Origin of the sequence: Sedimenticola hydrogenitrophicus, assembly GCF_029017505.1 — a bacterium.
GTDB classification, from domain to species: Bacteria; Pseudomonadota; Gammaproteobacteria; order Chromatiales; family Chromatiaceae; genus Sedimenticola; species Sedimenticola hydrogenitrophicus_A.
Window position 1 is genome coordinate 41625 of record NZ_JAQGEI010000013.1, and the last position, 24166, is coordinate 65790.

At 61.3% G+C, this 24166-nt stretch carries 22 protein-coding genes; 15 read left to right on the top strand and 7 right to left on the bottom strand.

Translation table 11 applies throughout. The features are described 5' to 3' along the window. Window positions 1–4: 4 nt before the first annotated feature. Entirely contained in the window at window positions 5–2182 is a 2178-nt protein-coding gene (locus O9K64_RS09905) for a TonB-dependent receptor (protein ID WP_275097903.1), read from the bottom strand. 509 nt (window positions 2183–2691) lie between these two features. Between O9K64_RS09905 and O9K64_RS09910 the strand changes: the two genes are divergently transcribed. The 3 genes from O9K64_RS09910 (at window position 2692) to O9K64_RS09920 (ending at window position 5425) form a co-directional block, all read left to right on the top strand. Next, window positions 2692–3408: a type 1 glutamine amidotransferase gene (locus O9K64_RS09910; protein ID WP_275097904.1), complete on the top strand. Its 717-nt coding sequence runs from the start codon at window positions 2692–2694 to the stop codon at window positions 3406–3408. Between the two features lie 148 nt (window positions 3409–3556). After that, window positions 3557–4735, top strand: coding sequence for a pyridoxal-phosphate-dependent aminotransferase family protein (locus O9K64_RS09915; protein ID WP_275097905.1), 1179 nt, complete (start codon window positions 3557–3559; stop codon window positions 4733–4735). A gap of 150 nt (window positions 4736–4885) precedes the next feature. Further along, the gene (locus O9K64_RS09920) at window positions 4886–5425 is read left to right on the top strand and encodes an REP-associated tyrosine transposase (protein ID WP_275097906.1); all 540 of its coding nucleotides are present in this window, start codon (window positions 4886–4888) and stop codon (window positions 5423–5425) included. Between the two features lie 117 nt (window positions 5426–5542). Here O9K64_RS09920 and aceK read toward each other — a convergent pair whose 3' ends face one another. Then, window positions 5543–7297, bottom strand: a complete 1755-nt coding sequence (gene aceK / locus O9K64_RS09925; RefSeq protein WP_275097907.1) for a bifunctional isocitrate dehydrogenase kinase/phosphatase — start codon at window positions 7295–7297, stop codon at window positions 5543–5545. Window positions 7298–7705: 408 nt separating this feature from the next. Here aceK and aceB point away from each other — a divergent pair, with 408 nt between their 5' ends. From aceB to O9K64_RS09945, 4 genes are all read left to right on the top strand, one after another. Next, window positions 7706–9331, top strand: a complete 1626-nt coding sequence (gene aceB, locus O9K64_RS09930) for a malate synthase A (RefSeq protein WP_275097908.1) — start codon at window positions 7706–7708, stop codon at window positions 9329–9331. Window positions 9332–9427: 96 nt separating this feature from the next. Continuing rightward, window positions 9428–10738, top strand: a complete 1311-nt coding sequence (gene aceA, locus O9K64_RS09935) for an isocitrate lyase (RefSeq protein ID WP_275097909.1) — start codon at window positions 9428–9430, stop codon at window positions 10736–10738. Between the two features lie 288 nt (window positions 10739–11026). Continuing rightward, window positions 11027–11521: a ribonuclease E activity regulator RraA gene (gene rraA, locus O9K64_RS09940; RefSeq protein WP_275097910.1), complete on the top strand. Its 495-nt coding sequence runs from the start codon at window positions 11027–11029 to the stop codon at window positions 11519–11521. 380 nt (window positions 11522–11901) lie between these two features. After that, window positions 11902–12381 (top strand): GNAT family N-acetyltransferase, encoded by a 480-nt coding sequence (locus O9K64_RS09945; RefSeq protein ID WP_275097911.1) that lies wholly within the window; start codon window positions 11902–11904, stop codon window positions 12379–12381. Between the two features lie 35 nt (window positions 12382–12416). On the opposite strand, the gene O9K64_RS09950 is transcribed toward O9K64_RS09945, so the two are convergent. The 3 genes from O9K64_RS09950 to trpB form a co-directional block, all read right to left on the bottom strand. Next, window positions 12417–12563 carry a DUF6976 family protein gene (locus O9K64_RS09950; RefSeq protein WP_275097979.1) on the bottom strand — a complete coding sequence of 49 codons (147 nt, stop codon included), beginning with the start codon at window positions 12561–12563 and terminating at the stop codon, window positions 12417–12419. 124 nt (window positions 12564–12687) lie between these two features. Next, the gene (gene trpA, locus O9K64_RS09955; RefSeq protein WP_275097912.1) at window positions 12688–13461 is read right to left on the bottom strand and encodes a tryptophan synthase subunit alpha; all 774 of its coding nucleotides are present in this window, start codon (window positions 13459–13461) and stop codon (window positions 12688–12690) included. Then, window positions 13448–14722, bottom strand: coding sequence for a tryptophan synthase subunit beta (gene trpB, locus O9K64_RS09960; protein ID WP_275097913.1), 1275 nt, complete (start codon window positions 14720–14722; stop codon window positions 13448–13450). The genes trpA and trpB overlap by 14 nt, the downstream gene beginning before the upstream one ends. 87 nt (window positions 14723–14809) lie before the next feature. Between trpB and O9K64_RS09965 the strand changes: the two genes are divergently transcribed. Then, window positions 14810–15274: a TetR/AcrR family transcriptional regulator gene (locus tag O9K64_RS09965; RefSeq protein ID WP_275097914.1), complete on the top strand. Its 465-nt coding sequence runs from the start codon at window positions 14810–14812 to the stop codon at window positions 15272–15274. Window positions 15275–15404: 130 nt separating this feature from the next. Here the strand turns inward: O9K64_RS09965 and O9K64_RS09970 are convergent, their stop codons facing one another. Together O9K64_RS09970 and O9K64_RS09975 are read right to left on the bottom strand one after the other, a co-directional pair. Continuing rightward, window positions 15405–15728, bottom strand: coding sequence for a type II toxin-antitoxin system RelE/ParE family toxin (locus O9K64_RS09970; protein ID WP_275097915.1), 324 nt, complete (start codon window positions 15726–15728; stop codon window positions 15405–15407). Between the two features lie 2 nt (window positions 15729–15730). Then, entirely contained in the window at window positions 15731–15955 is a 225-nt protein-coding gene (locus O9K64_RS09975; protein ID WP_420493165.1) for a type II toxin-antitoxin system ParD family antitoxin, read from the bottom strand. 376 nt (window positions 15956–16331) lie between these two features. Between O9K64_RS09975 and O9K64_RS09980 the strand changes: the two genes are divergently transcribed. From O9K64_RS09980 to O9K64_RS10010, 7 genes are all read left to right on the top strand, one after another. Continuing rightward, the gene (locus O9K64_RS09980; protein ID WP_275097917.1) at window positions 16332–17117 is read left to right on the top strand and encodes a substrate-binding periplasmic protein; all 786 of its coding nucleotides are present in this window, start codon (window positions 16332–16334) and stop codon (window positions 17115–17117) included. Window positions 17118–17408: 291 nt separating this feature from the next. Beyond that, window positions 17409–18971, top strand: coding sequence for a benzoate-CoA ligase family protein (locus tag O9K64_RS09985; protein WP_275097918.1), 1563 nt, complete (start codon window positions 17409–17411; stop codon window positions 18969–18971). 313 nt (window positions 18972–19284) lie between these two features. Continuing rightward, window positions 19285–20496, top strand: a complete 1212-nt coding sequence (locus O9K64_RS09990; protein ID WP_275097919.1) for an ABC transporter substrate-binding protein — start codon at window positions 19285–19287, stop codon at window positions 20494–20496. 294 nt (window positions 20497–20790) lie between these two features. Further along, window positions 20791–21657 carry a branched-chain amino acid ABC transporter permease gene (locus tag O9K64_RS09995; RefSeq protein WP_275097920.1) on the top strand — a complete coding sequence of 289 codons (867 nt, stop codon included), beginning with the start codon at window positions 20791–20793 and terminating at the stop codon, window positions 21655–21657. A gap of 22 nt (window positions 21658–21679) precedes the next feature. Then, complete coding sequence (locus O9K64_RS10000) at window positions 21680–22663, top strand: branched-chain amino acid ABC transporter permease (RefSeq protein ID WP_275097921.1); 984 nt, start codon at window positions 21680–21682, stop codon at window positions 22661–22663. A 2-nt stretch (window positions 22664–22665) separates the two neighbouring features. Next, window positions 22666–23430 carry an ABC transporter ATP-binding protein gene (locus O9K64_RS10005; protein ID WP_275097922.1) on the top strand — a complete coding sequence of 255 codons (765 nt, stop codon included), beginning with the start codon at window positions 22666–22668 and terminating at the stop codon, window positions 23428–23430. Then, window positions 23427–24152 carry an ABC transporter ATP-binding protein gene (locus O9K64_RS10010; RefSeq protein ID WP_335342270.1) on the top strand — a complete coding sequence of 242 codons (726 nt, stop codon included), beginning with the start codon at window positions 23427–23429 and terminating at the stop codon, window positions 24150–24152. The genes O9K64_RS10005 and O9K64_RS10010 overlap by 4 nt, the downstream gene beginning before the upstream one ends. Window positions 24153–24166: the final 14 nt, after the last annotated feature.

The window sequence follows — 24166 nt, forward strand, 5'->3', positions numbered from 1 at the left end:
CTGCTCAAAAGCTGTAGGTGTAGGTCAGCATGGCGGCGCGTGGCGCCCCGGCGTAATAGGTCTTGGTGCCGCTGGTGTCCTTCTTCACCTCGGTGGCGTAACGCTTGTCGAACAGGTTGTCCACGTTCAGCGAGACGCTGTGGGGGCCGGATGCGTAGCCCAGCATCAGGCTGGTGAGGAAGTCGTAGCCGTCATACTTCTCCGTGTTGGCGTTGTCCATGTAATAACTTCCCCAGCTGTCGGCCTGCAGGCGCGCCCGGAAGCCCGAGGGGTGGTCGTAGTCCAGGCTCAGGCTGAACTGGTGATTGGGCACGAAGGGGGTCTGGTTGCCCGAACGGTCCACCGCGGTCAGGGTGGCACCGCTGCGCACCAGCTCCTCGAACTCCTCGAACCGGTAGTCGCTGTAGGCGTAGTTGGCGCCCAGCCAGAGGCGCCGGCCCAGGGCCACCTTGCCGCTCAGTTCGAGGCCCTTTTTCAGCGTCTCTCCCGCATTCTGAAATTCACTCTCGCCGCTGGGCTGGAGCACCGAGACGATCTCGTCGCTGACGCGGGTTTGGTAGAGCGACAGGTCGAGACTCCACTCCCGGGCCCGCGCCTTGAGCCCCACCTCCAGGTTGCGGGCGTTGGCCGCGTCCAGCTCCGGATTGCTCTGGATCTCCGATTCCGACGGCACCTGGCCGGACTGCGCCAGCATGCCGTAGAGGCTGAAGGTGTCGTTCAGGGCATAGCTGAGCCCGAGCTTGGGGGAAAACAGATCGAAGGTGGTATCGGTGCGGGTGGTGACCGGGGCCGCAAAGGTGTCGTAGCTCCTGGTGCCCCAGTCGTATTCTCCATAGGCAATCTCTTCGATATCGAAATTCATCCGGTCGAAGCGGAAGCCGGCGTCGATGGTCAGCCGATCGTTCGGTCGCAGCGTCTCCTGCAGGAACAGTCCGTACAGGGTGTTGGCGGCGTCCTCGGTGGAGAGCAGGTCGCCCTTGCGGTCGGAGAGGGTACGCACGATCCGGTTGACCGGCGGCGTGGGTCCGGGGGGATCAAACAGGGTCGTGGTGAGATCCGCGTATTGGTACTTTTCCGCCCCGTCGGTCTTGTCCAGGCGCGCGGTCACGCCACCCACCAGGGTACTGTCGCCCCACAGCCGGTGGCTGTAGGCGAATTCCAGGTCGCTGCCGAACACGTTGGTGCCGGGATTGTCGTTGATCGCGCCGGTGACCGGATGGTAGTGATCCCAGCGGTTGAAGTAGACGCGCGGCTTGAACACCAGGTCGCCGAACGCCTGCTCATAGCGGCTGTTGAAGAACCAGATGGTCGAGTAGCGCCCGCTGTGCTGCCACTGGCTGCTGGTATCGCGCTGCTTGCCGCTGTCGCGGTACGCCTCGAACTCGCTCTCGGTCAACGAGGCGGGCAGTTGCAGGTCCGCCCGGGAGTAGCTCAGCTCGGTCTCCAGCGTCGCGCCGCCATCCAGCAACAGACCGTGCTTCAGGCTCAGTTGCTGGGTATCGAATTCGTTCCATTCGCGCCAGCTGTTCTTGGCGGCCCGATGGGAGCCGGTCAGCAGCACGCTGTTGCTGTCGTTCAACTCCTGGCTGTAGCGGAAATGCAGATTCTCCTGCCCCTGTTCGCCGACGCCAACCTTGACCCGGTTGCCGTCCACATCGAATACCGACTTGGAGATGATCTGGATAGTGCCGCCGGCCGAACCGCTGCCATACAGCGACCCGGGCCCCTTGGTAATCTCGATACGCTCGATATCCTGGGTGTCGATGAAGTCGAAGCGCGAAAAACTGTCGGGGTCGGTCATGGGCACGCCATCGCGCAGGACCATGATCTCCCGCACCCCGTAGTTGGCCTTCTGTCCGGCGCCGCGGATGATCAGGCGCGCGTCATAACCGCCGTTTTTCGATTCGATCAGTACCCCGGGGGTGCCCCTGACCGCATCCTTGATGTTCTGCATTTTTTCGCTATCGATACGCTTGGCGTCGATCACGCTGATCGCCGCCGGCACCTCCCGGGTGCCGCGGGCGATACGCGAGGCGGTGACGCTGATGGTGTCGACCGGCTCGGCGGACACCGGCTCCGCCTCGCTGGCCGCGGGATCCGCCGCCAGCAGGCCGGGGCTGAAAATTAACAGGGAGGTGGTGAGGGTTGATCTGAGGGTACTGTTATATTTATTGAGATGCATAACTGCTTTGCAACCTGTCAGTCTGGGTAAAAGGAGAGGCCGGCAAGACATTCACCCCCGGCACATCAAAAGCCGCGAAACGGCGCTGGCGAAATTCCCTTTCAGATTGAGTGGTGAAATGGTATTCCCCGGCGCTGCGAATGTTCAGAGGCATGTGGATGCACAACCAGGGAATTAAGGTATTTATTACTTGATATTCATCAACTTACCCTAAAAGAGAGTGACCAGATCCACGCCCAGGCCGGGTTAAACACCACAATCAGTGTGTTAATTGACCCAAAAAATCGGCTATTGCCGCTGGCCCACCACATCGGTTCGTGGGGGGGCGGCCAGTGTTTCCCTGCGGGAAGCTGACCCATGCCTTCGAGCGGATCGGCGGCTTCCTGCCCTCCGGGTGACCGGCCTATACCCACAGGGTCCGCAGCTTGTTATCATCTCCGGGTCATCCAAGCCCTGGTCGAGATTGACAGCCAGGTCTGGCAACTTACCGCCCACCATCAATTGCAGCCATGAAGCCGTTACTCATCGTCAGCCACGTCGCCTGCAGTCGCCCCGGTTATCTGTGTGACTACCTGGACCGGCAGTCCGTGACCTATCGGCGCTTCAGCATCGAATCCGGCGAAGCGCTGCCCCCTGCCGACGAACTGTCCGGACTGGTGCTGCTGGGCGCCCCGGTCAGCGTCAACAGCGCGCAGGTGTGGATCGAACAGGAGATGGCGCTGGTGCGCGACTGCGCCGAGCGGGAGATACCGGTGTTCGGCATCTGCTTTGGCGGCCAGTTGATCAGCAAGGCGTTTGGCGGCGAGGTGTACGCCGCCCCCTCGATGCAGATCGGCTGGCACCCGATCACCATCACCGAGCAGACCCGGCGGTTGTTCAACGGCAACCCGGTGCCGGAACACTTCAGCGCCTTCGAGTGGCATGGTGAGACCTTCACCCTGCCCGCTGGCGCCGTACCCCTGTTCAACGGCGACTGCATCGGCAACCAGGGCTTCCTGCACCGGGGCTGCCTGGCGGTCCAGTTCCACCCGGAGGTCACCGAGGAGATCATCCGCGAGTGGGTGGCCCGCTACGAGGCCTGCGTCGACAAGCCGACCGTCTGCGTCCAGGACCACCACGAGATTCTGCTGGACGTGCCGCTGAAACTCGCCGCCATGCGCCACATGGCGGACAACCTGTTCGACTGGTGGCTCGGCCAGGTGGAACCGGTGAACACTCCCCGATAAGCTCCACGGACACTTTTTCCCGACGGGGCACACCGTAACGACGGTTTCGGTTAGAATGCGGCTTTGCCGCGCCGCCGCGTCTGCGAATCGGGATACCATCCCGGCGCCGGCCTACCCGATCACGTGATAACCACGCAGGACTACAGCTATGCAATTTCGCCCCTTCAACCCTCCCGTTCGCACCCTGATGGGCCCCGGCCCCTCCGATGTCCACCCGCGCATCCTGGAGGCCATGTCCCGGCCCACCATCGGCCACCTGGATCCCGCCTTCGTGCAGATGATGGAGGAGGTGAAGGCACTGCTGCAGTACGCCTTCCAGACCAAAAACGAGCTCACCATGCCGGTCTCCGCCCCCGGCTCCGCCGGTATGGAGACCTGCTTCGCCAACCTGGTGGAACCGGGTGACCAGGTAATCGTCTGCCAGAACGGCGTCTTCGGTGGGCGCATGAAGGAGAACGTGGAGCGCTGCGGCGGCAGCGCGATCATGGTGGAGGACACCTGGGGCGAGGCGATCGATCCGAACAAGCTGGAGGAGGCCCTGAAGGCCAACCCGGAGGCGCGCATCGTCGCCTTCGTCCAGGCCGAGACCTCCACCGGCGCCCAGTCGGACGCCGAAACCCTGGTGAAACTGGCCCACCAGTACGACTGCCTCACCATCGTCGACGCCGTCACCTCGCTCGGCGGCACCCCGGTGAAGGTGGATGAGTGGGGTATCGACGCCATCTACTCCGGCACCCAGAAGTGTCTCTCCTGCACCCCGGGTCTGTCGCCGGTCAGCTTCGGCGAGCGCGCCCTGGAGAAGATTCGCAACCGCAAGCAGAAGGTACAGAGCTGGTTCATGGACCTGAACCTGGTGATGGGCTACTGGGGCAGCCGCGCCAAGCGCGCCTACCACCACACCGCGCCGATCAACGCCCTGTACGGTCTGCACGAGGCGCTGCTGATGCTCAAGGAGGAGGGACTGGAGAATGCCTGGCAGCGGCACATGAACAACCACCTGGCGCTGCGCGCCCGTCTGGAAGCGCTGGGCCTGACCTTCATCGTCAAGGAGGCGGACCGCCTGCCCCAGCTCAACGCCGTCTCCATTCCGGCGGGCGTCGATGACGCCGAGGTGCGCAACCGCCTGCTCAACGAGTACAACCTGGAGATCGGCGCCGGCCTCGGTGCCCTGGCGGGCAAGGTGTGGCGCATCGGCCTGATGGGTCACGCCAGCCGCGCCGAGAACATCCTGCTCTGCGCCGGCGCCCTGGAGACCATCCTCTCCGACCTGGGCGCCGACACTGGCCGGGTGGCCCCCCAGGCCGCCCTGGAGGAGGCGCTGGCCTGACCACCACGCCCGTTGCTGCGGTTCGCTACGCCCACCACATCCCATAAAGTAGGGTGCTGGTGAGCCTGCGAACCGCACCAACCGCACCATGTAGGGTGCCGGTGAGCTTGCGAACCGCACCAATAATCAAGATACAGGGAGTATCAACCGATGACGGAATATCGAAGAGCGACTGTCGCTGGCGGAACCTATTTTTTCACGCTCAACTGCCTGCTACGCCAGCATAACCATCTGCTGACTGACCATATCGATACCCTGCGCAATGCCTTTCAATATGTGAAACAAAAACATCCATTCGATATGCCGGCCGTCGTCATTCTGCCGGATCACCTGCATTGCATCTGGCAATTACCCGACGGCGATATGGACTATAAAACCCGTTGGTCCCTGGTGAAGTCTCACTTTTCACGCTCCATCCCAATGGGCGAACAGCGCTCATTGAGTCGGCTCAAGCGAGGTGAACGGGGAATATGGCAAAGGCGTTACTGGGAACATCTGATACGGGACGAAATGGACTACGCCCATCACACCGACTATATCCATTGGAACCCGGTAAAACATGGCTGGGTACCACGGGTTTCCGATTGGCCATACTCGAGCTTCCACCGCCATGTCGAGAAAGGAGTGTATCTCATCGACTGGGCGGGCAGTTCATCGGAAGAAATGGAGACAGGGGAAGCTCATGAATGATGCGGTTCGCACCACTCACCGCATCCTACGACATCGGCGGTGATACGGCACAAACCACACCCCGATGCAGGGTGCCGGTGAGCCTGCGAACCGCACCAAGTAGGGTGCCGGCAAACCTCAAGCCGTGGCCGTGCTCTTCTCGAACGCGTCGCGATACTGGTTGATAAAGCGGATATCCTGGGAATAGGGGAACACATCGGCATGGATGCCGCGGCCGATATCCTGCTGCTGTTCGCGCCAGTAGCGGGCATCGAACAGCTCCGGATGCAGCTCCAGCAGGGTCTTGCGGATCAGCGGGCTGGCGCTGAGGAAGGTGAGGAACTCCTCGGGAAACACATCGTCATCGGCCACCGAGTACCAGGGCTCGCTGCTCATCTCATCCTCAGGGGTGCGCGGTGGCGGGATCTGGCGGAAGTTGCACTCGGTCATCTTGCAGATCTCGTCATAGTCATAGAACACCACCTTGCCCTGGTGGGTGACGCCGAAGTTCTTGAACAGCAGGTCGCCGGGGAAGATATTCGCCGCCATCAGCTGTTTGATCGCCAGCCCCCAGTCATCCAGCATGGTCCGCACCGTCTCCGGAGCGGCCTGCGCCAGACAGATATCCAGCGGCGTCATGCGGTGCTCTATGTAGAGGTGGTTGATAACCAGCTTGTCCCCGTCCCGCTCCAGCTGGGACGGAATCGCCTCCTCCAGCTCCGCCATCAGCTCGGGGGCGATGCGGTGGCGCGGGAAGGCGGTCTTGGAGAACTCCAGGGTGTCCGCCATGCGCCCCACCCGGTCGTGCAGCTTGACCTGCAGGTAGCGCTGCTTCACCTGGGCATGGGTGATGTTTTTCTGCGGCGCGAACTGGTCGCGGATCACCTTGAAGACGAACGGGTAGGAGGGGAGCGTGAATACCATCATCACCAGCCCGCGCACGCCCGGTGCCACGATAAAGCGATCATTGCTGTTGTTCAGGTGGCGCAGCAGGTCGCGGTAGAACTCGTTCTTCGCCTGCTTGTGGAAACCGATACTCATATAGAGCTCGGCGAGCGGCTTGTTGGGCATGATGCTCTGCAGAAAACTGACCGTGGCCGCCGGAATCGAGTTATTGGCCATGAAATAGGCGCGGGCGAAACTGAACAGCGCCTCCACCTCCTCGTGGCTGGTGAGCAGGCTGTCGACAAAGATGGTGCCGCGATAGTTCAGCAGCGGCAGCACCAGCGGCCGCACCCCCTCGTCGCTCACCACCCGGCCGATCAGGTAGGCTGCCTTGTTGCGATAGAAGGGCGCCTCCAGCACATCGATGCGCAGCTCGTCATCCGCCAGCCGGCCGAACGGGGAACGGGTGCGGAAGGCGTGGGCGACATGCCGGATATCGCGCTCCATATCCTGATAGGGGATTCGGAAATAGAAGCCCGACAGGATCTCCCGCAGACAGGTCTCCAGGCCGCCGTCCTTGAGATGAAAGGACATGAACACCCGGTCGCGCCGGGTCAGCTCCTCCCGATCCACCCCGGATTCGATAAAGATCTTGTCATTATCGAAATACTGGCGGGCGAACATCTTGCAGAAGACCGAGTTGTAGAAGGTCTCGGCCAGTTCCGGGCGCCGGTAGTTGACCAGATACTGCTGGTACTGCGCCTTCACCCGCTGCCACAGGGCATCATCCACCTGGGAGACATCAAAGGTGGAGCGGACCTTGTCGATCGCCTCCTGCACCCGTCGGTCGTAGAAACTGATCCGGTCTACCGAGGCCTGCCGGATCGCCTCCCAGTCAGCCTGCTCGTAACTCTGGCGCACCTGGCGGGTGATCTCCTGAAAAAAGGAGAAGTGACGTTCGAAGCCGGTAAAAATGGTGCGGGCAAGCTGCTGTGCCAGATCTGTCATGTACCCTTACTCCTGGAAACGCGGTCTCGGATCAATCTGATATAAATATAGCTTTCAAATTCAACACATTAACCTATCACCCCCCCGGTCCATGAAAAAACCGTGGCTCCAGGGGTAGCGCCCGGACGCCCATCCGGCTCGGTCAAGCCCGCCAGACTCCCTGGTAAATCACTGGATTGCCGATCTGAAAGAGAGATTGCACGGTGGTTACGGTTTTATTACTACCGCATTTTCTTCCGCATCGCAGCATAAATAATTTCAATACAAACTATTAAAGTATTTATGGTTCTTAATAGTTCACAATTGCGTATGCTCTATGCCGTTATAACCATCTATTTGCTTGTTATTTCTAAGGTTTTACCCGATTCCTCGGGTATTTCCCTAATAAGCATCCGGGGAGATACCACCATGACAGCCGTTCAGCTCAGCACCCAGACAACCGGTCAACGCATCAGAGTGAACGCCCCACTGGCCGAGGGCCACGAGCGGATTCTGCTCCCGGAGGCCCTCCAGTTGGTCGCCGACCTGGAGCGCCGCTTCGGCAAGCGACGCAAACAGCTGCTGGGGCTGCGCGCGGATCGGCAACGCCGGCTCAACGCCGGCGAGCTGCCCGGTTTCCGGGTGGAGACCGCGGAGCTGCGGGCAAGCGAATGGCGCGTAAAGCAGGCGCCGGCCGATCTGCAGGACCGCCGCGTGGAGATCACCGGAGCGGTGGAGCGCAAGTTGGTGCTCGACGCCCTCAACTCCGGGGCCAACTGTTTCATGGCCGATTTCGAGGATGCCCACTCCCCCACCTGGCGCGGCACGGTCGAGGGCCAGCTCAACCTGCACCAGGCGGTGCGTGGCAGCCTCGGCTACCCTGAGCCGGACCAGGAGCCGGACGGGCATCACTACCGGCTGGAGGAGCGGCGCGCCACCCTGATGGTGCGCCCCCGGGGCTGGCACCTGGAGGAGAAACACCTGGAGGTGGATGGCCAGCCGGTCTCCGCCAGCCTGTTCGACTTCGGCCTGTTCATGTTCCATAACGGCCTGCAACTGCTGGAACAGGGCAGCGGCCCCTATTTCTACCTGCCCAAGCTGGAGGGCTACATCGAGGCCCAGCTGTGGGCCGATGTCTTCGCCTATGCCGAAGAGAGCCTGGGCCTGAATCACGGCAGCATCTGCTGCACCCTGCTGATTGAGACCCTCCCGGCGGCCTTCGAGATGGAGGAGATGCTCTACACCTTGCGGGATTACGCGGTCGGGCTGGCCACCGGCCCCCGGGACTACCTGTTCAGCTGCATCAAACGACTCCACGCCCACCCCGAGTGGGTACTCCCGGAGCGCAGCCAGATCACCCTGGAATCGGACTTTTTGCGGGCCTGTTCGCAGCTGTTGATCAAGACCTGCCATCGCCGCGGCGCCCATGCCATCGGCGGCATGGCCGCCCGGATTCCGCTCAAGGATGACCCGGGTGCCGATGCCGAGGCCCGGAACCAGGCCAGCGCCGACACGGCGCGCGAGGCGAACGACGGCCACGACGGCATCCGGGTGGCCCACCCCGCCCTGGTCCTGCTGGCGAAGGCGGTATTCGACCGGATCATGCCGCGGGCGAATCAGCTGGACCGGCAGCTGCATGAACTGAGCGTCAGCGAAGCCGACCTGCTGGAGCCGCCGACGGGCCGCATCACCGCGGCGGGTCTTGACTACAATATCAGTGCTGGCCTGCGTTACCTGGCCGCCTGGCTGGACGGACGGGGTACCTTACCGCTCCACAATCTAATGGAAGACGCCGCCACCGCCGAGCTTGCCAGAGCCCAGATCTGGCAGTGGATACGCTACCCCAAAGGGATCCTGGAAGATGGACGCAACATCACCCTCGAGCTGTTTAACGAGGGCGTTGCGCAAGAACTGGAACAGATCCGCCAGGAGGTGGGGCCGGCGGCCTTTGCGGCCGGCCACTACCAGGCGGCAGCCAAGCTGTTCAGCGAGCTTATCGCCAATGATCGCTTTGTTGAGTTCCTTACACTGCCCGCATACCAAACGCTGGCCTGAGATAACCGTATAGCCAAAACCGTTGGTCCCCGGCCACCCGGCGGGAGGATTGAACGGAGGAGGTTCGATGAGAGCAATACTGAAGGAGTTTGTTATATGAACCGTAAACAACAGATAGAAGCCTTGGAAAAAGACTGGGCAGAGAATCCCCGCTGGGAAACCGTCAAGCGCGGCTACTCGGCGGAGGACGTGGTCCGTCTGCGTGGCTCGGTGCAGCCGGAATACACCTACGCCAAGCGTGGCGCCGACAAGCTGTGGGACCTGGTCCACGGCAGCGCCAAGAAAGGCTACGTCAACTGCATGGGCGCCATCACCGGCGGCCAGGCGATGCAGCAGGCTAAAGCGGGCATTGAAGCAATCTACCTCTCTGGCTGGCAGGTGGCCGCCGACGGCAATACCTCCGAGACCATGTACCCCGACCAGTCGCTGTACGCCTACGACTCGGTGCCCACCATGGTGCGGCGCATCAACAACGCCTTCAAGCGGGCCGACGAGATCCAGTGGTCGCGTGGCATCGGGCCGGAGGAGCAGGGCTATATCGACTACTTCCTGCCCGTCGTGGCTGATGCCGAGGCCGGTTTCGGCGGCGTACTCAACGCCTTCGAGCTGATGAAGAACATGATCACCAGTGGCGCCGCCGGCGTGCACTTTGAAGACCAGCTGGCGGCAGTGAAGAAGTGCGGCCACATGGGCGGCAAGGTACTGGTACCGACCCAGGAAGCTGTACAGAAGCTGATTGCCGCGCGTCTGGCGGCCGACGTCTGCGGTGTGCCCACCCTGCTGCTGGCACGTACCGATGCCGAGGCGGCCACCCTGCTGACCTCCGACTTCGATCCCAACGACAAGCCGTTCGTCACCGGCGAGCGCACCCCCGAAGGCTTCTACAACGTGAAGAACGGCCTGGAGCAGGCCATCTCCCGCGGTATCGCCTACGCCCCCTATGCCGACCTGGTATGGTGCGAGACCGGTACCCCGGATCTCGGTTTTGCCCGCGAGTTCGCCGAGGCGGTACTGGAAGCCAACCCCGGCAAGCTGCTGGCCTACAACTGTTCGCCCTCCTTCAACTGGAAGAAAAACCTGGACGACGCCACCATCGCCAAGTTCCAGGACGAGCTGTCCGACATGGGCTACAAGTACCAGTTCATCACTTTGGCCGGTATCCACAACATGTGGTACAACATGTTCGACCTGGCCTATGACTACGCCCGCGGCGAAGGCATGAAGCACTATGTCGAAAAGGTACAGGAACCCGAATTCGCGGCCCGCGAAAAGGGTTACACCTTCGTCTCCCATCAGCAGGAGGTGGGCGTCGGCTACTTCGACGACGTCACCACCACCATCCAGGGTGGCGCCTCCTCGGTGACCGCCCTCACCGGCTCCACCGAAGAGGAGCAGTTTGAAGGTTAAGCGACTTTCATGACCGCGCGACCGGCCACGCCCGCAAGGGTGTGGCCGTTTTTACTTAGGAATTGGGTAACTACTCACGAGGTGATTGGCCTGCTTTGTTGGCCGATCTTGATGGCGCCTCGAATCCGGCCCCTTTTTCAGATTCAAGCCTGCCCTTGTTTGAGCGAAGCGAGTTTGGGCAGGCGCTGAAAAAGGGGCCGGATTCGAGGACACAAGCCATCATGTGAGGCCGGCAAGGCAGGACAATCACTTACAGACCGAGTGAGTAATTACCAGGAGGAGAAAAACATGACTCAAGCGCCTACCACCTTGGAAAAAACCGCCGACATCTACGACCAGTTCGAGCAGCAGATACAGGTTTGCGAACCGATCTTCCGGGATTACGGCGGCAAGCGTCGCTTCAGCGGCCCAATCGCCACCCTCAAATGCCATGAGGACAACTCATTGGTCGGGCAGCGGCTGGGCGAGGCCGGCAACGGCCGGATACTGGTGGTCGATGCCGGCGGCTCGCTGCGCTGCGCCATGCTGGGCGATATCCTGGCGCAAAAAGGGGTCGATAATGGCTGGAACGGGGTGGTGATGTACGGTTGTATCCGCGATGCATGCGATATTGCCGAGATGTCCCTGGGGGTCAAGGCGCTGGCCACCCTACCGAAAAAGAGCGTGAAGCGAGGCGCCGGCGAGGCCGACATCCCCGTCACCTTCGCCCAGGTCACCTTCAACCCCGGCGACTGGCTGTATGCCGATGAAGACGGGGTGGTGGTACTGCCGGCCGGGGTGTGACCCGGCCACCGGTTCAGATTTTGGGTCAGTGTAAAAATTAACTTCTCGCCATGGAACCACCATGCGATGTTCGACCAGGTTGCCAAGCAGTAACGGACACCCATGTATGTACTCTGCTGCCCAGGTTTTCTGTTCACGTGTAGCAAGGGTCATAGATCGAACTGCTGGCGATCTCTCAGTCTACTGTATATCCACACCCAAGACGAAATCCGGGGAGTTATCCCAAACCCCGGATTCCATTACACTCCATACGGGCTGGCTGCGTAAGCGAGCGGCGTGTCCGTCAAGATTTATAATTCCATTATAGATGCGCTGTCGCTTGCCCCCCTCTAAGACGTAGATTTTGCTACAGCCTCGTTATCTGGATTGTGGATTGCGTGATGAACGAAGAAGAAATTGTTATTCGGAAAGGAACTATCGCCGATGCAAATGCGGTGCATGATTTTGCTTTTCCAATTATGCAGTCGTTCGGTTTAATGCTTGACCCCGATGGCATGGACTTTGAGCTATGTCACTTTGGTGAACATCGAACTGGAACCATCACCCAGCTCGTTGCTTGTCGTGGAGGTGATGTCATAGGTTGTGTTTCTTTAATAAGGAAAACTGATTCTGTAGCTAAGTTGACGGGGTTTTATGTAAGCCCGGAACACCGAGGTTTAGGGGCGGGTAATAGACTATTACAGCATACGATAATGAGTGCATATCGGGCTGGCATGGCGGGCATATACCTGGAGACATGGGATGCGATGGTTTCGGCCGTTAATCTCTACAAATCGTTTGGTTGGGACTATCTTTCGTGTCTGCCAGAGGGTAGCGGAGCTCAAAGCAGCTATTACTTGAATCTTCATGCCTGCGGATAAACAAGTCCAGACGATTGAAGAGGAAGGCGAGGATTCTACTGATCCTCCATCGACAGGTACACCTGGGCTTGATTCAACAGCTGATAGGCGATTTCACCGAAGGTGAATGGGCCGGTGATATCCGCCGTCCGTTTCCCTTCCAGTCCCAGGTGGAGAAAGTTGAGTATGTGGCCAGGTAGCATGCCTACCCTGCCACAAGACTGGCATATAGAGCGGTCACCGACAGCCACAATATCACCCAAAAGGAGCAATCCGGATGTTGTCCTTTTGAGTGCGCAGCCTCTGGGATTAACCAGTATCCGCCAGTCAGCGGATTGGGCTGATCAGATCGGCATCAACCATTAACTCCCGTATCCTGCTGGCGGCATAGTCTCCACCACCGCAGGCCTGCCATTCGATATAGCGGGAACAGACGGCGGCCACTTCGACTTTGCCGTTCAATGCACGCAAGTCCTCCGCATTGCGGACGCCAAAACCGACTGCCAGCGGCAGCGTGCAATGCTGGCGAATCCGTCGAAGGTACTGGTCGAACTCCTGGTTCCACAGGGTCTGGTGGCCAGTAACGCCAAGTCGGGCCACCACATACAGCAGGCGCCGGCTGGCCTGACAGATACGTTTCAGGCGTACATCGCCGATGTTGGGTGCCACCATCAGTATCGGCGCCAGTTCCAGCTCATCCAGCAGGGGCAGACAGGGCTCAACCTGTTCCACCAGCCAGTCCGGAATAATCAGGCCTTTGATTCCGGCGTCGGCGGCGTCCCGGAATAGTGTTTCCAGGCCATATTGATAAAGTGGATTCAGATAGCTCATCAGGATGAAAGTGGTCTGTGGATGACGGGCGCTGACCTCCCGGGCCAGTGCCAGCGTGGCTCTGACCGAGCCACCGTTGGCCAGCCCCTGGTAACAGGCGTTGACCAGGGTGGGGCCGTCCGCCACCGGATCGGTGAAGGGGACCTGCAGTTCGATGAGATTGACCCCCGCCGCGACCAGGCCGTTAATAGCGCCCAGGTTTTCCTCCAGGCTGGGAAACCCGATCACGGCATGGGACATGACCTGTAAAGGCGCTTCAGACGGCTTCATGGCTGCTCTCCCCGGCTGGCGAAGTTGACTCAGGTTGACGTTCCAGTTCCCGGCGTAAAAAAGCGGTCCACTCCGGCTGGGGAAAGGCCCGGGCAACATTGAAGATATCCTTGTCACCGCGGCCGCTGAGGTTGATCACCAGATTTTGGTCAGGATTCATCCGGGCGGCATGGCGGAACCCGCCGGCCAGGGCATGCGAGGATTCCAGCGCAGGAATAATGCCTTCCGTCTGCAACAGGCGTCTGAAGGCCGCCAGCACTTCCTCGTCGGTGGCTGAATCGGCGGTCAGGCGACCACTTTGGCTCAGGTGGGCAATGATCGGAGAGACGCCCACATAATCCAGACCGGCGGCGATACTATGGGTATGCCCCAGCTGTCCATCGGCATTCTGCAGAAACAGGGTCTTGAAGCCCTGGGCGATGCCGGCATGAGCAATACCCGCTTTAAGCCGAACCGAATGTTCGCCTGCTTCAAGGCTGTGCCCGCCGGCTTCCACGCCGATCAGTTTGACTTCGGTGCAATCGATATAGGGCGCAAAAACCCCCATCGCATTACTGCCGCCGCCGACACAAGCGACAATGGCGTCAGGATCGTGGCCGAAGGCGGCCCTGGCCTGGGCCCGCAACTCCTGGCCGATCACGCTCTGGAAATAGGTTACCAGTTCCGGGAACGGTGCCGGGCCGCAAGCCGTACCCAGCACGTAGTGGGTGTTCTCCGAGTTGGCCGCCCAGTCCCGTAGCGCCTCATCCATGGCTTCCTTGAGGGTCCGCGCACCGGTACTGACCGGGACCACGTCCGCCCCCAGCTGGCGCATCCAAAACACATTGCTGTATTGCCGCTCGATATCGTCGGCGCCCATGTAGATGGTGGCCCGCAGTCCCAGGCGGGCGGCCATGATGGCGGTGGCCAGGCCGTGCTGGCCGGCACCGGTTTCGGCGATTACCCGCTTTTTGCCCATCCGCTGTACCAGCAACCCCTGGCCCAGCACGTTATTGATTTTGTGGGCGCCGGAATGGTTGAGATCTTCCCGTTTGAGCCAGATGCGGGCTCCGCCGATCTGGCCACTGAGGCGATGGCAGGGTGTCAACGGAGTCGGACGCCCGCTGAACTGCTGGGTGAGGGTGAGGTACTCCTGCCAGAAGGCACCGTCCTCACGCAGGGTCATAAACGTCTCCTCCAACTCCAGCAACGTGGGGAGCAGGATTTCCGGGACGAAACGACCACCGAATTTGCCGAACAGGCCTTGTTGGCTGCGGATCATGGCTATTGCCTCCATTCTCTTGGATAATGCAGGTTGGATTTCAATATAAACTAAACGGTATAGTATAATTACAGCGAACCAGTTGAAATGGCAAGAGCATCGAAAAAAGATTTTATTGTCGAGACAGCCACTGGGGTGTTTCTGGCGAACGGCTATAAGGGAACCTCCATCGATAGGGTGGTAGCGGCCTGTCAGGTCTCCAAACCGACCGTTTACAACCATTTTCCAGACAAATCCGTGCTGATCGCCGCGGTGATGACAAATTGGCTGGCCAGTCATGCGGTGCCGGCTATTGGGGTCAGCGACGAAGACGCTTTCTGGGCGTTCCTGGTGCGCCATTGGTGGACGCCGGAAACGGTGGCGATGTACCGGATGGTGATCGGCGAGGGCAAGCGTTTTGCCGAGTCGGCACAGCAGTTTTGGCGGCAGTTCGATGAACAATGGCGGTCTGAAGCATTGACCGCTTATGCCTGTCTTCAGTTAAGCACGCTTGATAGCGATGGTATCAATGCCATGATCAGTCATCGGTTGTGGTTGAGTGTGCGTGGGTAGTGCATGTTTGGATCGTGACGCAGCCAGCCATGCCGGGGATTGTCTCGCCCCGACCCTTTGGGACCATTGAGGTGCCCCTGCTGCTACGTCATCTGCTCGACGCCGTCTCCGGCGGGAGGCAGCCCGCAGGCTAGTCCTCTTCGCGAAGCCAGGCAGGGATGTCTCTCTGGTCATGCAGCACGCGCCAGACATCGATGTGGTCGTCCTTATCGACGTAGAACAGCAGATAGGGGTAGCGCTTGACCGGCCATGACCGAAGGCCTGGCAGATCCAACGCGTGGACATGGCGCGTGGAGCCCGACGCGGGGTGACTAGCGACGTGCAGGAACGCCCGCTCCAGCGCATCGACAAACGCCAATGCGACTCTCTCGCCTGCCTCGCGCAGGTAGTAATCGACGGCTTCCCGGACGTCCTGATCGGCCCTCGTACGCAAGATGACCGGTTTGCGCTTCACCTCTACGGGTGCTGGTGGATATGCGTGCGCAGACCGTCGAAGTACGCCGCGTCCGCCTCACCGGCCGGAGCGGAAACCGCGCCCTCCAGCAGCAGCTCGCGCAGTCGCATGCGGTCCTGATCCTTGCGAATCAACTCGCGTACATACTCGCTGTTGGTGCCGTACCCGCGCGCGGACACCTGCTCGTCCACAAAGGACTTGAGTGAATCGGGGAGGGAAATGTTCATCGTGCTCATAACCTGATACTAGTCATCTTGGCAAAATTTGGCAAGATGCACCTATCCATGGGTCTGTCTCGATTGATATTCCGGGAGGCATCACCCAGCTTTTAGTGATGGAGGCGATACCATCATCCGGGGCAAATATCACATCCCGGTTGTTGCGGCTTGGTTACAGGACCCATTATTTTCATCATTACCGCCGCGAATTCGTGAAGACCCCCTTGTTGGAGAAAAACCCGCCAAGCTCGGTCAGGGCCCGATCTGGGACATCGGCCATCGGACAACCCTGTAGCAACTTCAACCCCGGCACACTACACTTGCCCTACCTGTTCAATAGCCAGACTGCCACAGCGGTCCGCTAACCTATCGCAAGAGATCCGCAATGCCGCGACACCCCAGGGCGCTGAAGGGAATTCAGGCCATTGCACTGGCCTTCTCGCTTTATCCCCTGACCGGCGGGAGCGCCCCCGCCGCCGCGACAGAACACGACCGGCGGAGCCTGTCCGACAGCCCGACCATTACCCTGGTAACGGCCCACCTGCTACCCTACAGCATCCAGGAGGGGCGGGAGCAAGGCTTCATGGTGGAGCTGGTGCGGGAGATCGAGCGGCGCCTGGGCAGCAACCGGCCGGTGCGCTTCCTGCCCTGGTCACGGGCGATCCGCAACACCCGGCTGTCTCCGAATCACGTCATCTTCCCCCTTACCCGCACCCCCGAACGGGAACCCCATTTCGACTGGGCCATTGAGGTGGCCCCGGTTCACCTGGTATTCGTCACCCTGAACGGCCGGCGCCTGGACCTGGCCCAAGCGCGCCGGCTCAGCGCCATCGCCGTGCAGCAGGACACCCCGTTCGAGCAGTATCTGCGGCAGCAGGGTTTCACCAACCTGGTGGTCACTTCCAGCGCCGCGCCGATCCCGATCCGCATGCTGCGGGCCGGCCGGGTGGAGGCCTGGTTCACCGCCCGTGACCTGGCCGCCTATTCGCTGCGCGAGCAGTTCGTCACGGAACCTGTCAGCTACAGCGACCCCATCACCTCGGGCAGCGTCTATATCGCCCTCTCCCGGGAGTTCCCGGCCGCGCTCCGGCGGGCCTACCGGGACACCTTCAGCGCCATGCGGCAGGAAGGCACCTACCAGCGCATCATGGATCGTTACCTGCGCAACTGATTCCCATCCGATAATCGCACCATCGGCGTTTCTTTACGCCGAAACCGCTTTTTTTACACCAAACCCCCGATTCAACTCCCGCAGCACCCACCACCGGCCCGGCCCGCGGCAATTTATCGTCGGCATATCATCGACTTACCGATAATACGCCAAGATCTGCCGCAACCAACCCGATTTGGCACAACCCTTGTAACCATTAAGGTGATAAACCGGTCACCCCTGCCGCGGGTGGAATAACACCTACACTCCACAGATCGGAAGTCTATCCCTATTCAGTGACGGAGAGATGCAATGCCGCTTGAACTCGATTTGGAACTCGATTTGCCCGGGACCTTCAATGCCGCGGACTATTTTGTGGACAGAAATGTACGCGAGGGCCACGGCGACAAGGTCGCTGTGCTCTGCGGCGACAGCCGCCTCAGCTATGCCGACATCCAGGCGGGGGTCAACCGCTTCGGCAACACCCTGGGAAGCCTCGGGGTGCGCATGGAGGAGCGCGTTGCCCTGCTGATGCTGGACACCGGCCTCTATCCCCAGGCGTTCTTCGGCACGATCAAGCTGGGCGCCGTTCCGGTCTGCCTCAACACCCTGATGCGCCCCAAGGATTACGAATACTTCCTCAACGACAGCCGCGCCCGGGTGCTGGTGATCGACGCCCACCTGTTGCCGAGCCTGGAGCCGATCCGCGGCAAGCTGCGCTTCGTGCAGCACGTCATCGTGGTCAACGGCGAGGCGCCGGCCGGGGACTTGGCCCTGGACGACCTGTGGGCGAACCAGCCGGAGCAGCTGGAGGCCGCCCCCACCACCCCGGACGACGCCTGTTTCTGGCTCTACAGCTCCGGCTCCACCGGACAGCCCAAGGGCACCGTGCACCTGCAGCGCGACATGGTCTACTCCTGCGAAACCTACGGCAAGCAGGTGCTGGGGGTGAAGGAGGGGGATGTCTGTTTCTCCGCCGCCAAGCTGTTCTTCGCCTACGGCCTGGGCAACGGACTCTACTTCCCGTTCAGCGTCGGCGCCACTGCGATCTATCTCCCGGAGCGTCCGACCCCGGAGGCGGTCTACCGGACCATCCAGGAACAGCAGCCGACCATTTTCTACGGTGTGCCCACCCTGTACGCCTCGATGCTGGAGGCCGAGGGGTCGCTGGAAGGGGTGCGCATCTGCGTCTCCGCCGGCGAGGCGCTGCCGGCCGACATCCTGAAACGCTGGCGCGAACGCTTCGGCGTCGACATCCTCGACGGTATCGGCTCCACCGAGCTGGTGCACATCTTCATCTCCAATTACCCGGACGATATCAACCCCGGCAGTACCGGGCGGCTGGTGCCCGGCCATGAAGCGAAGATCGTTGATGAAAACATGCAGGAGGTGCCTCAGGGCGAGGTCGGCACCCTGCTGGTGAACAGCGGCAGCGCCGCCGCCTATTACTGGAACAAGCGGGAGAAGACCCGCCAGACCATGCTCGGCCCCTGGCTCAACACCGGCGACAAGTTCTTCATGGATGAGAACGGGCTGTTCTTCTATGCCGGGCGCACCGACGACATGCTCAAGGTGGGCGGCATCTGGCTCTCGCCGATCGAGGTCGAGGCCTGCATCATCTCCCACCCGGCGGTGCTGGAGTGTGCCGTGGTGGCCGCCACCGACGTGGAGAACCTGGTCAAGCCCAAGGCCTACGTGGTGCTCAAGAGCGGCCAGCAGGAGAGCGACCAGCTGGCCGAGGAGATCAAGCTGTACGTGAAGAACACCCTGGCACCGTACAAATATCCCCGCTGGCTGGAGTTCATCGACGAACTGCCCAAGACCGCCACCGGCAAGATCAAACGCTTCGAACTGAGGAAGCTGGGGGACTCGTAACTTACCGATGATTTCGTAGGCAACTTGTAGGATGCCGGTGAGCTTGCGAACCGCATCGATCCGAAGGCCGGAGAACGATGCGGTTCGTACCTCACTGGCATCCTACCCCAGAAAACTAGGGGTAGGGGTCGGAGTCAAGCCATGCCATGGCAGAGTAAAAGGGTAAATGGCCGAGTGGCTTGACTCCGACCCCTGTAGATTAAACAGGCACTGAACACCCCGCGTGAGCGGACGTTTCCGGAACCACTCCGGTACGCCAACCACAGCACAAGGTAGCTTTTGCGCTGATGATAATCATAGAGAGGAGAAGCAGATGAGCGATCAGAAAAAACCCGGCATCAGCCGGCGCGACATTATCAAGGGCGGCGCGGCGGCCGCCGGGCTGGTGACGGCCTCCAGTCTCATCCCCACCCGCTTTGCCATCGGCAACACCGCCAAGGTGAAGGTCGGCATCCTGCTGCCCTATACCGGCACCTACGCCAAGCTCGGCAGCAATATCAAGGATGCCCTGCAGTTGCGCATCAACGAGGCTGGCGGCAAGCTGGGCGGACGCGAGGTGGAGTACATCAATATCGACAGCGAGGCGTCGCCCCCCAAGGCCCCCGAGCTGACCAACAAACTGCTGAAGAAGGAGCAGGTGGACTTCCTCATCGGCCCGGTCCACTCGGTGGTGGGCATGGCGATGGTCAAGCTGGCGCGCAACGCCGACGTGATCGCGGTGATCCCCAACGCCGGAGCCAACGGCCTGACCGGCTCGCTGTGCGCGCCCAACATCTTCCGCACCTCCTTCTCCAGCTACCAGCCCGGCTTCCCGGGCGGCACGGCGATGCTGGAGGACGGTCACAAGAACGTGGTGCTGATGTACTGGAACTACGGCTTCGGCAAGGAGACCGCGGCGGCCTTCAAGGAGTCGTTCCTGGCCGGCGGCGGCAACATCGTCAGGGAGATCCCCACCCCCTTCCCCAAGGTGGAGTTCCAGGCCTACCTGACCGAGGTGGCGGCGCTGAAACCGGATGCGGTGTTCACCTTCTACGCCGGCGGCGGCGCGGTGAAATTCGTCAAGGACTACGCCGCGGCGGGCCTGCACAAGAACATCCCGCTGTACGGGGCCGGCTTCCTCACCGAGGGGGTGACCGGCGCCCAGGGCGAGGCCGCCGAGGGCGTCCGCACCACCCTGCACTATGCCGACACCCTGGATCTGCCGGCCAACATCCGCTTCCGCGAGGCGTTCCTCAAGGCCACCGGTAGCCAGGCGGACGTGTACGCGGTGCAGGGCTACGACGCCGGCGATCTGCTGGTGCAGGGCATGGCCGCGGTGGAGGGCGATGTCCGCGCCAAGGCGGAGATGATCAAGGCGATGGAGAGCGCCACCATCGACAGCCCGCGCGGCAAGTTCACCTTCTCCAAGGCACACAACCCGATCCAGGACATCTACCTGCGGGAAGTGGTCAACGGCCAGAACCAGGTGATCCGTACCGTGCAGAAGGCGGTGGAGGACCCGGCCGAAGGGTGCAAGATGGGCTGATACCCGAATGGCACTTACTTAAGGCGAATTACAGGATTTTTTGTCATCCCGGCGCAGGCCGGAGGAGTGGTGCAGGAGGAGTGGTACAGGGATGTACCGTTTACGGACCTAAGGATGGCATCCAGACTGCTTAATGGTGGCGGTATTCCTGGATTCCGGCCTGCGCCGGAATGACGGTGGTTCTTGGCTTAAGTTAAGTACCATTCGGCTAATCTACGGCCGGTTTCATGATCCACCCAATACTTGGCGGCATGGCCGCCAGGCATGTTCCCCTTCACAACCACCAGAGGCCCCATGGAGATCTCTTTCTATCTCATCCAGCTGCTGAACGGGATTCAGTACGGCTTCCTGCTGTTTCTCATGGCCAGCGGGCTGACCCTGATCTTCGGTATCATGGGGATCATCAACCTGGCCCACGGCGCCTTCTACATGATCGGCGCCTATCTCTGTTACTGGCTGACCGGCATTACCGGCAACCTGTTCACCGGCATCCTGCTGGCGATCCCGGTGAGCATCCTGTTCGGTTACGCGGTTGAACGACTGGCCATCTCCTATCTGTACCAGCGCGACCACCTCTACCAGGTGCTGCTCACTTACGCGCTGATCCTGATCGCCAATGAGCTGCAGAGCATCTTCTGGGGCAACGACGTGCACAGCGTGCCGATCCCCGAGCTGCTGCGCGGCTCGATCCAGCTGACCGCGAACCAGGCCTACCCGGTCTACCGACTGTTCATCTCCGGCGCCTGCATCACCCTGGCGGTGGCCATGTACTGGGTGATCCAGAAGACCCGCCTGGGCATGACCATCCGCGCCGGTGCCAGCAACCGCGAGATGGTGCAGGCCCTGGGCATCAACATCAACTGGCTGTTCGCCATTGTCTTCAGCCTGGGCGCCACCCTGGCCGCCTTTGCCGGCATGCTGGCGGCGCCGGTAAACAGCGTCTATCCGGGCATCGGCGACAACATCCTGATCATCTCCTTCGTGGTGGTGGTGATCGGCGGTATCGGCTCGATCAAGGGGGCGTTTATCGGCGCCCTGCTGATCGGACTGGCCGACACCTTCGGCAAGGTGCTGTTACCTGATATGGCGAGCATGGTGGTCTACGCCCTGATGGCCGCGGTTCTGTTCTGGCGCCCGCAGGGGCTGTTCGGCAAGGTTTAGTGCTCCGTCAACGAGGTCATCCATGCATACCGTTACCCGCCCCATTATTGTTTTTCTCTGCCTCGGTCTGCTGCTGTTGCTGCTGTTTCCCGTGGTCGGCAGCTCGTTCTACACCGGCCTGGTGACCAAGATCATGATCCTCTCGATCTTCACCATCAGCCTGGATCTGCTGATCGGTTTCACCGGCCTGGTCAGTTTCGGCCACGCCGCCTTTTTCGGCATCGGCGCCTATCTGCTGGCGATCCTGTTCGGCGACCTGGAGCAGATCAACTACTGGTGGTCCCTGACCCTGACCCTGTCGCTGACCGGACTGGCCGCCCTGCTGGTGGGCTGGCTCTGCATCCGCACCTCCGGCATCTACTTCATCATGCTGACCCTGGCCTTCGCCCAGATGTTCTTCTACTTCTTCTTCGAGTCGCCGCACTTCGGCGGCGACGACGGCATCTTCATGATGAACAAGCCGCAGATTAACCTGGCCACCCGGCAACTGGTGGATCTGGACAACGAGCACCACTTCTACTACTTCGTGCTGGCCTGGCTGGTGGGGGTCTACCTGTTCCTCAGCATGATCCTGCGCGCCCCGTTCGGCCATGTGCTGATCGCCATCAAGGCCAACGAGCAGCGGGTGCGGGCGCTCGGCTACTCCACACCCCACTACAAACTGGTCAGCTTCGTCATCGCCGGCACCATCGCCGGGCTGGCTGGTTTCCTGGAGGCGGCGCACACCAGCTTCATCACCCCCGCCTACCTGGGCTGGCACGAGTCGGGCATGGCCATCATGATGGTCATCCTCGGCGGCATGGGGACCCTGTTCGGGCCGGTGATCGGCACCTTTATCGTGGTGCTGCTGCAGGATTTCCTGCCCGAGTTCACCGAACACTGGAAGCTGATCATGGGCGCCATCATCATCTTTGTGGTGCTGTTCCTGCCCAACGGCATCGCCGGACTCATCTACAGCATCAGCAACCGCTTCTCCTCCAGAGAGCCCGGCGGGAGGGAGGGATAACCATGCCTGAGATCATTCTGCGCACCGAGCACCTGTGCAAAAATTTCGGCGGCCTCAAGGCGACCGACGACGTCTCGCTGGAGTTCGAGCGCGGCAAGGTGCACGCCATTCTCGGTCCCAACGGTGCCGGCAAAACCACCCTGATCAACCTGCTCTCCGGCGAGCTGCAGCCGAGCAGCGGGCGCATCAGTTTCAAGGGCTATGACATCACCGATGCACGGCCGGAGAAAATCTCCCGGATCGGCATCGGCCGCAGCTTCCAGAAGACCAATATCCTGACGGGGTTCACCTGCTTCCAGAACTGCTGGATCGGCGCCCAGTCCTGCCTGATCACCTCGATGCGTTTCTTCCGTCCGGCCAGGCACCTGCGCAGGGTGCACCGGCGGGCCGATCACGCGCTGCAGCTGTGCGGCCTCGCCGCCAAGCGCAACCAGATCGCCGGCACCATGAGTTACGGCGAGCAGCGCCAGCTGGAGATCGCCATGATGCTGGCCACCGAGCCGGAACTGCTGCTGCTGGACGAACCGCTGGCCGGCATGGGCGCTGAGGAGTCGCAACAGGTCACCGCGCTGCTCAGGGAGCTGGCCAGGGAGCAGACCCTGATCCTGATCGAGCACGACATGGACGCGGTGTTCTCGCTGGCCGACCGGATCACGGTGATGGTGGACGGGGCCGAACTGGAGACCGGCAGCGTCGAACAGATACGCAACAGCCAGGCGGTGCAGGATGCCTACCTCGGCCATGACGATGAGGAGGACGCGGCATGACCATGGATTCCGCGGCACCCCTGCTGCAGGCCGAGGGGCTGCACACCTATTACGGCGACAGCCACATCCTGCGCGGTATCGATCTCACCATCGCGGCGGGGGAGACCATCAGCCTGATGGGCCGCAACGGCATGGGCAAGACCACCACCCTGCGCTCGCTGATCGGCCTGACGCCGCCGCGCGAGGGACGCATCCGCATCCGCGGCCGGGAGGCGACCGGACTCAAGCCGCACCAGATCATCCGCCAGGGGATCGCCTTCGTACCCGAGGACCGCGGTATCTTCCCCAACCTGAGCGTGCTGGAGAACCTCACCATGGCGGCGCGCACCGGCCCGGACGGCCGCGACGAATGGACCCTGAAGCGGGTCCTGGAGCTGTTTCCACGTCTCGGCCAACGGCTCACCCACATGGGCAACCAGCTCTCCGGCGGCGAGCAGCAGATGCTGACCATCGCCCGCGCCCTGATGACCAACCCGGACCTGATCATCCTGGACGAGGCCACCGAGGGACTGGCGCCGCTGATCCGCCTGGAGATCTGGGTGGTGATCCGCCACATCAAGTCGACCGGGATCGCCTCCATCATCGTCGACAAGGACATCAACGCCCTGCTGCCGATCTGCGACCGCAACTACATCATCAGCAAGGGCGAGGTGGTGTATCACGGCCGCTCGCGGGAGCTGATGGAGAATCCCGAGCTGCACAAGCAGTACCTGGGGGTGTGATCCAAGGGCCGGCG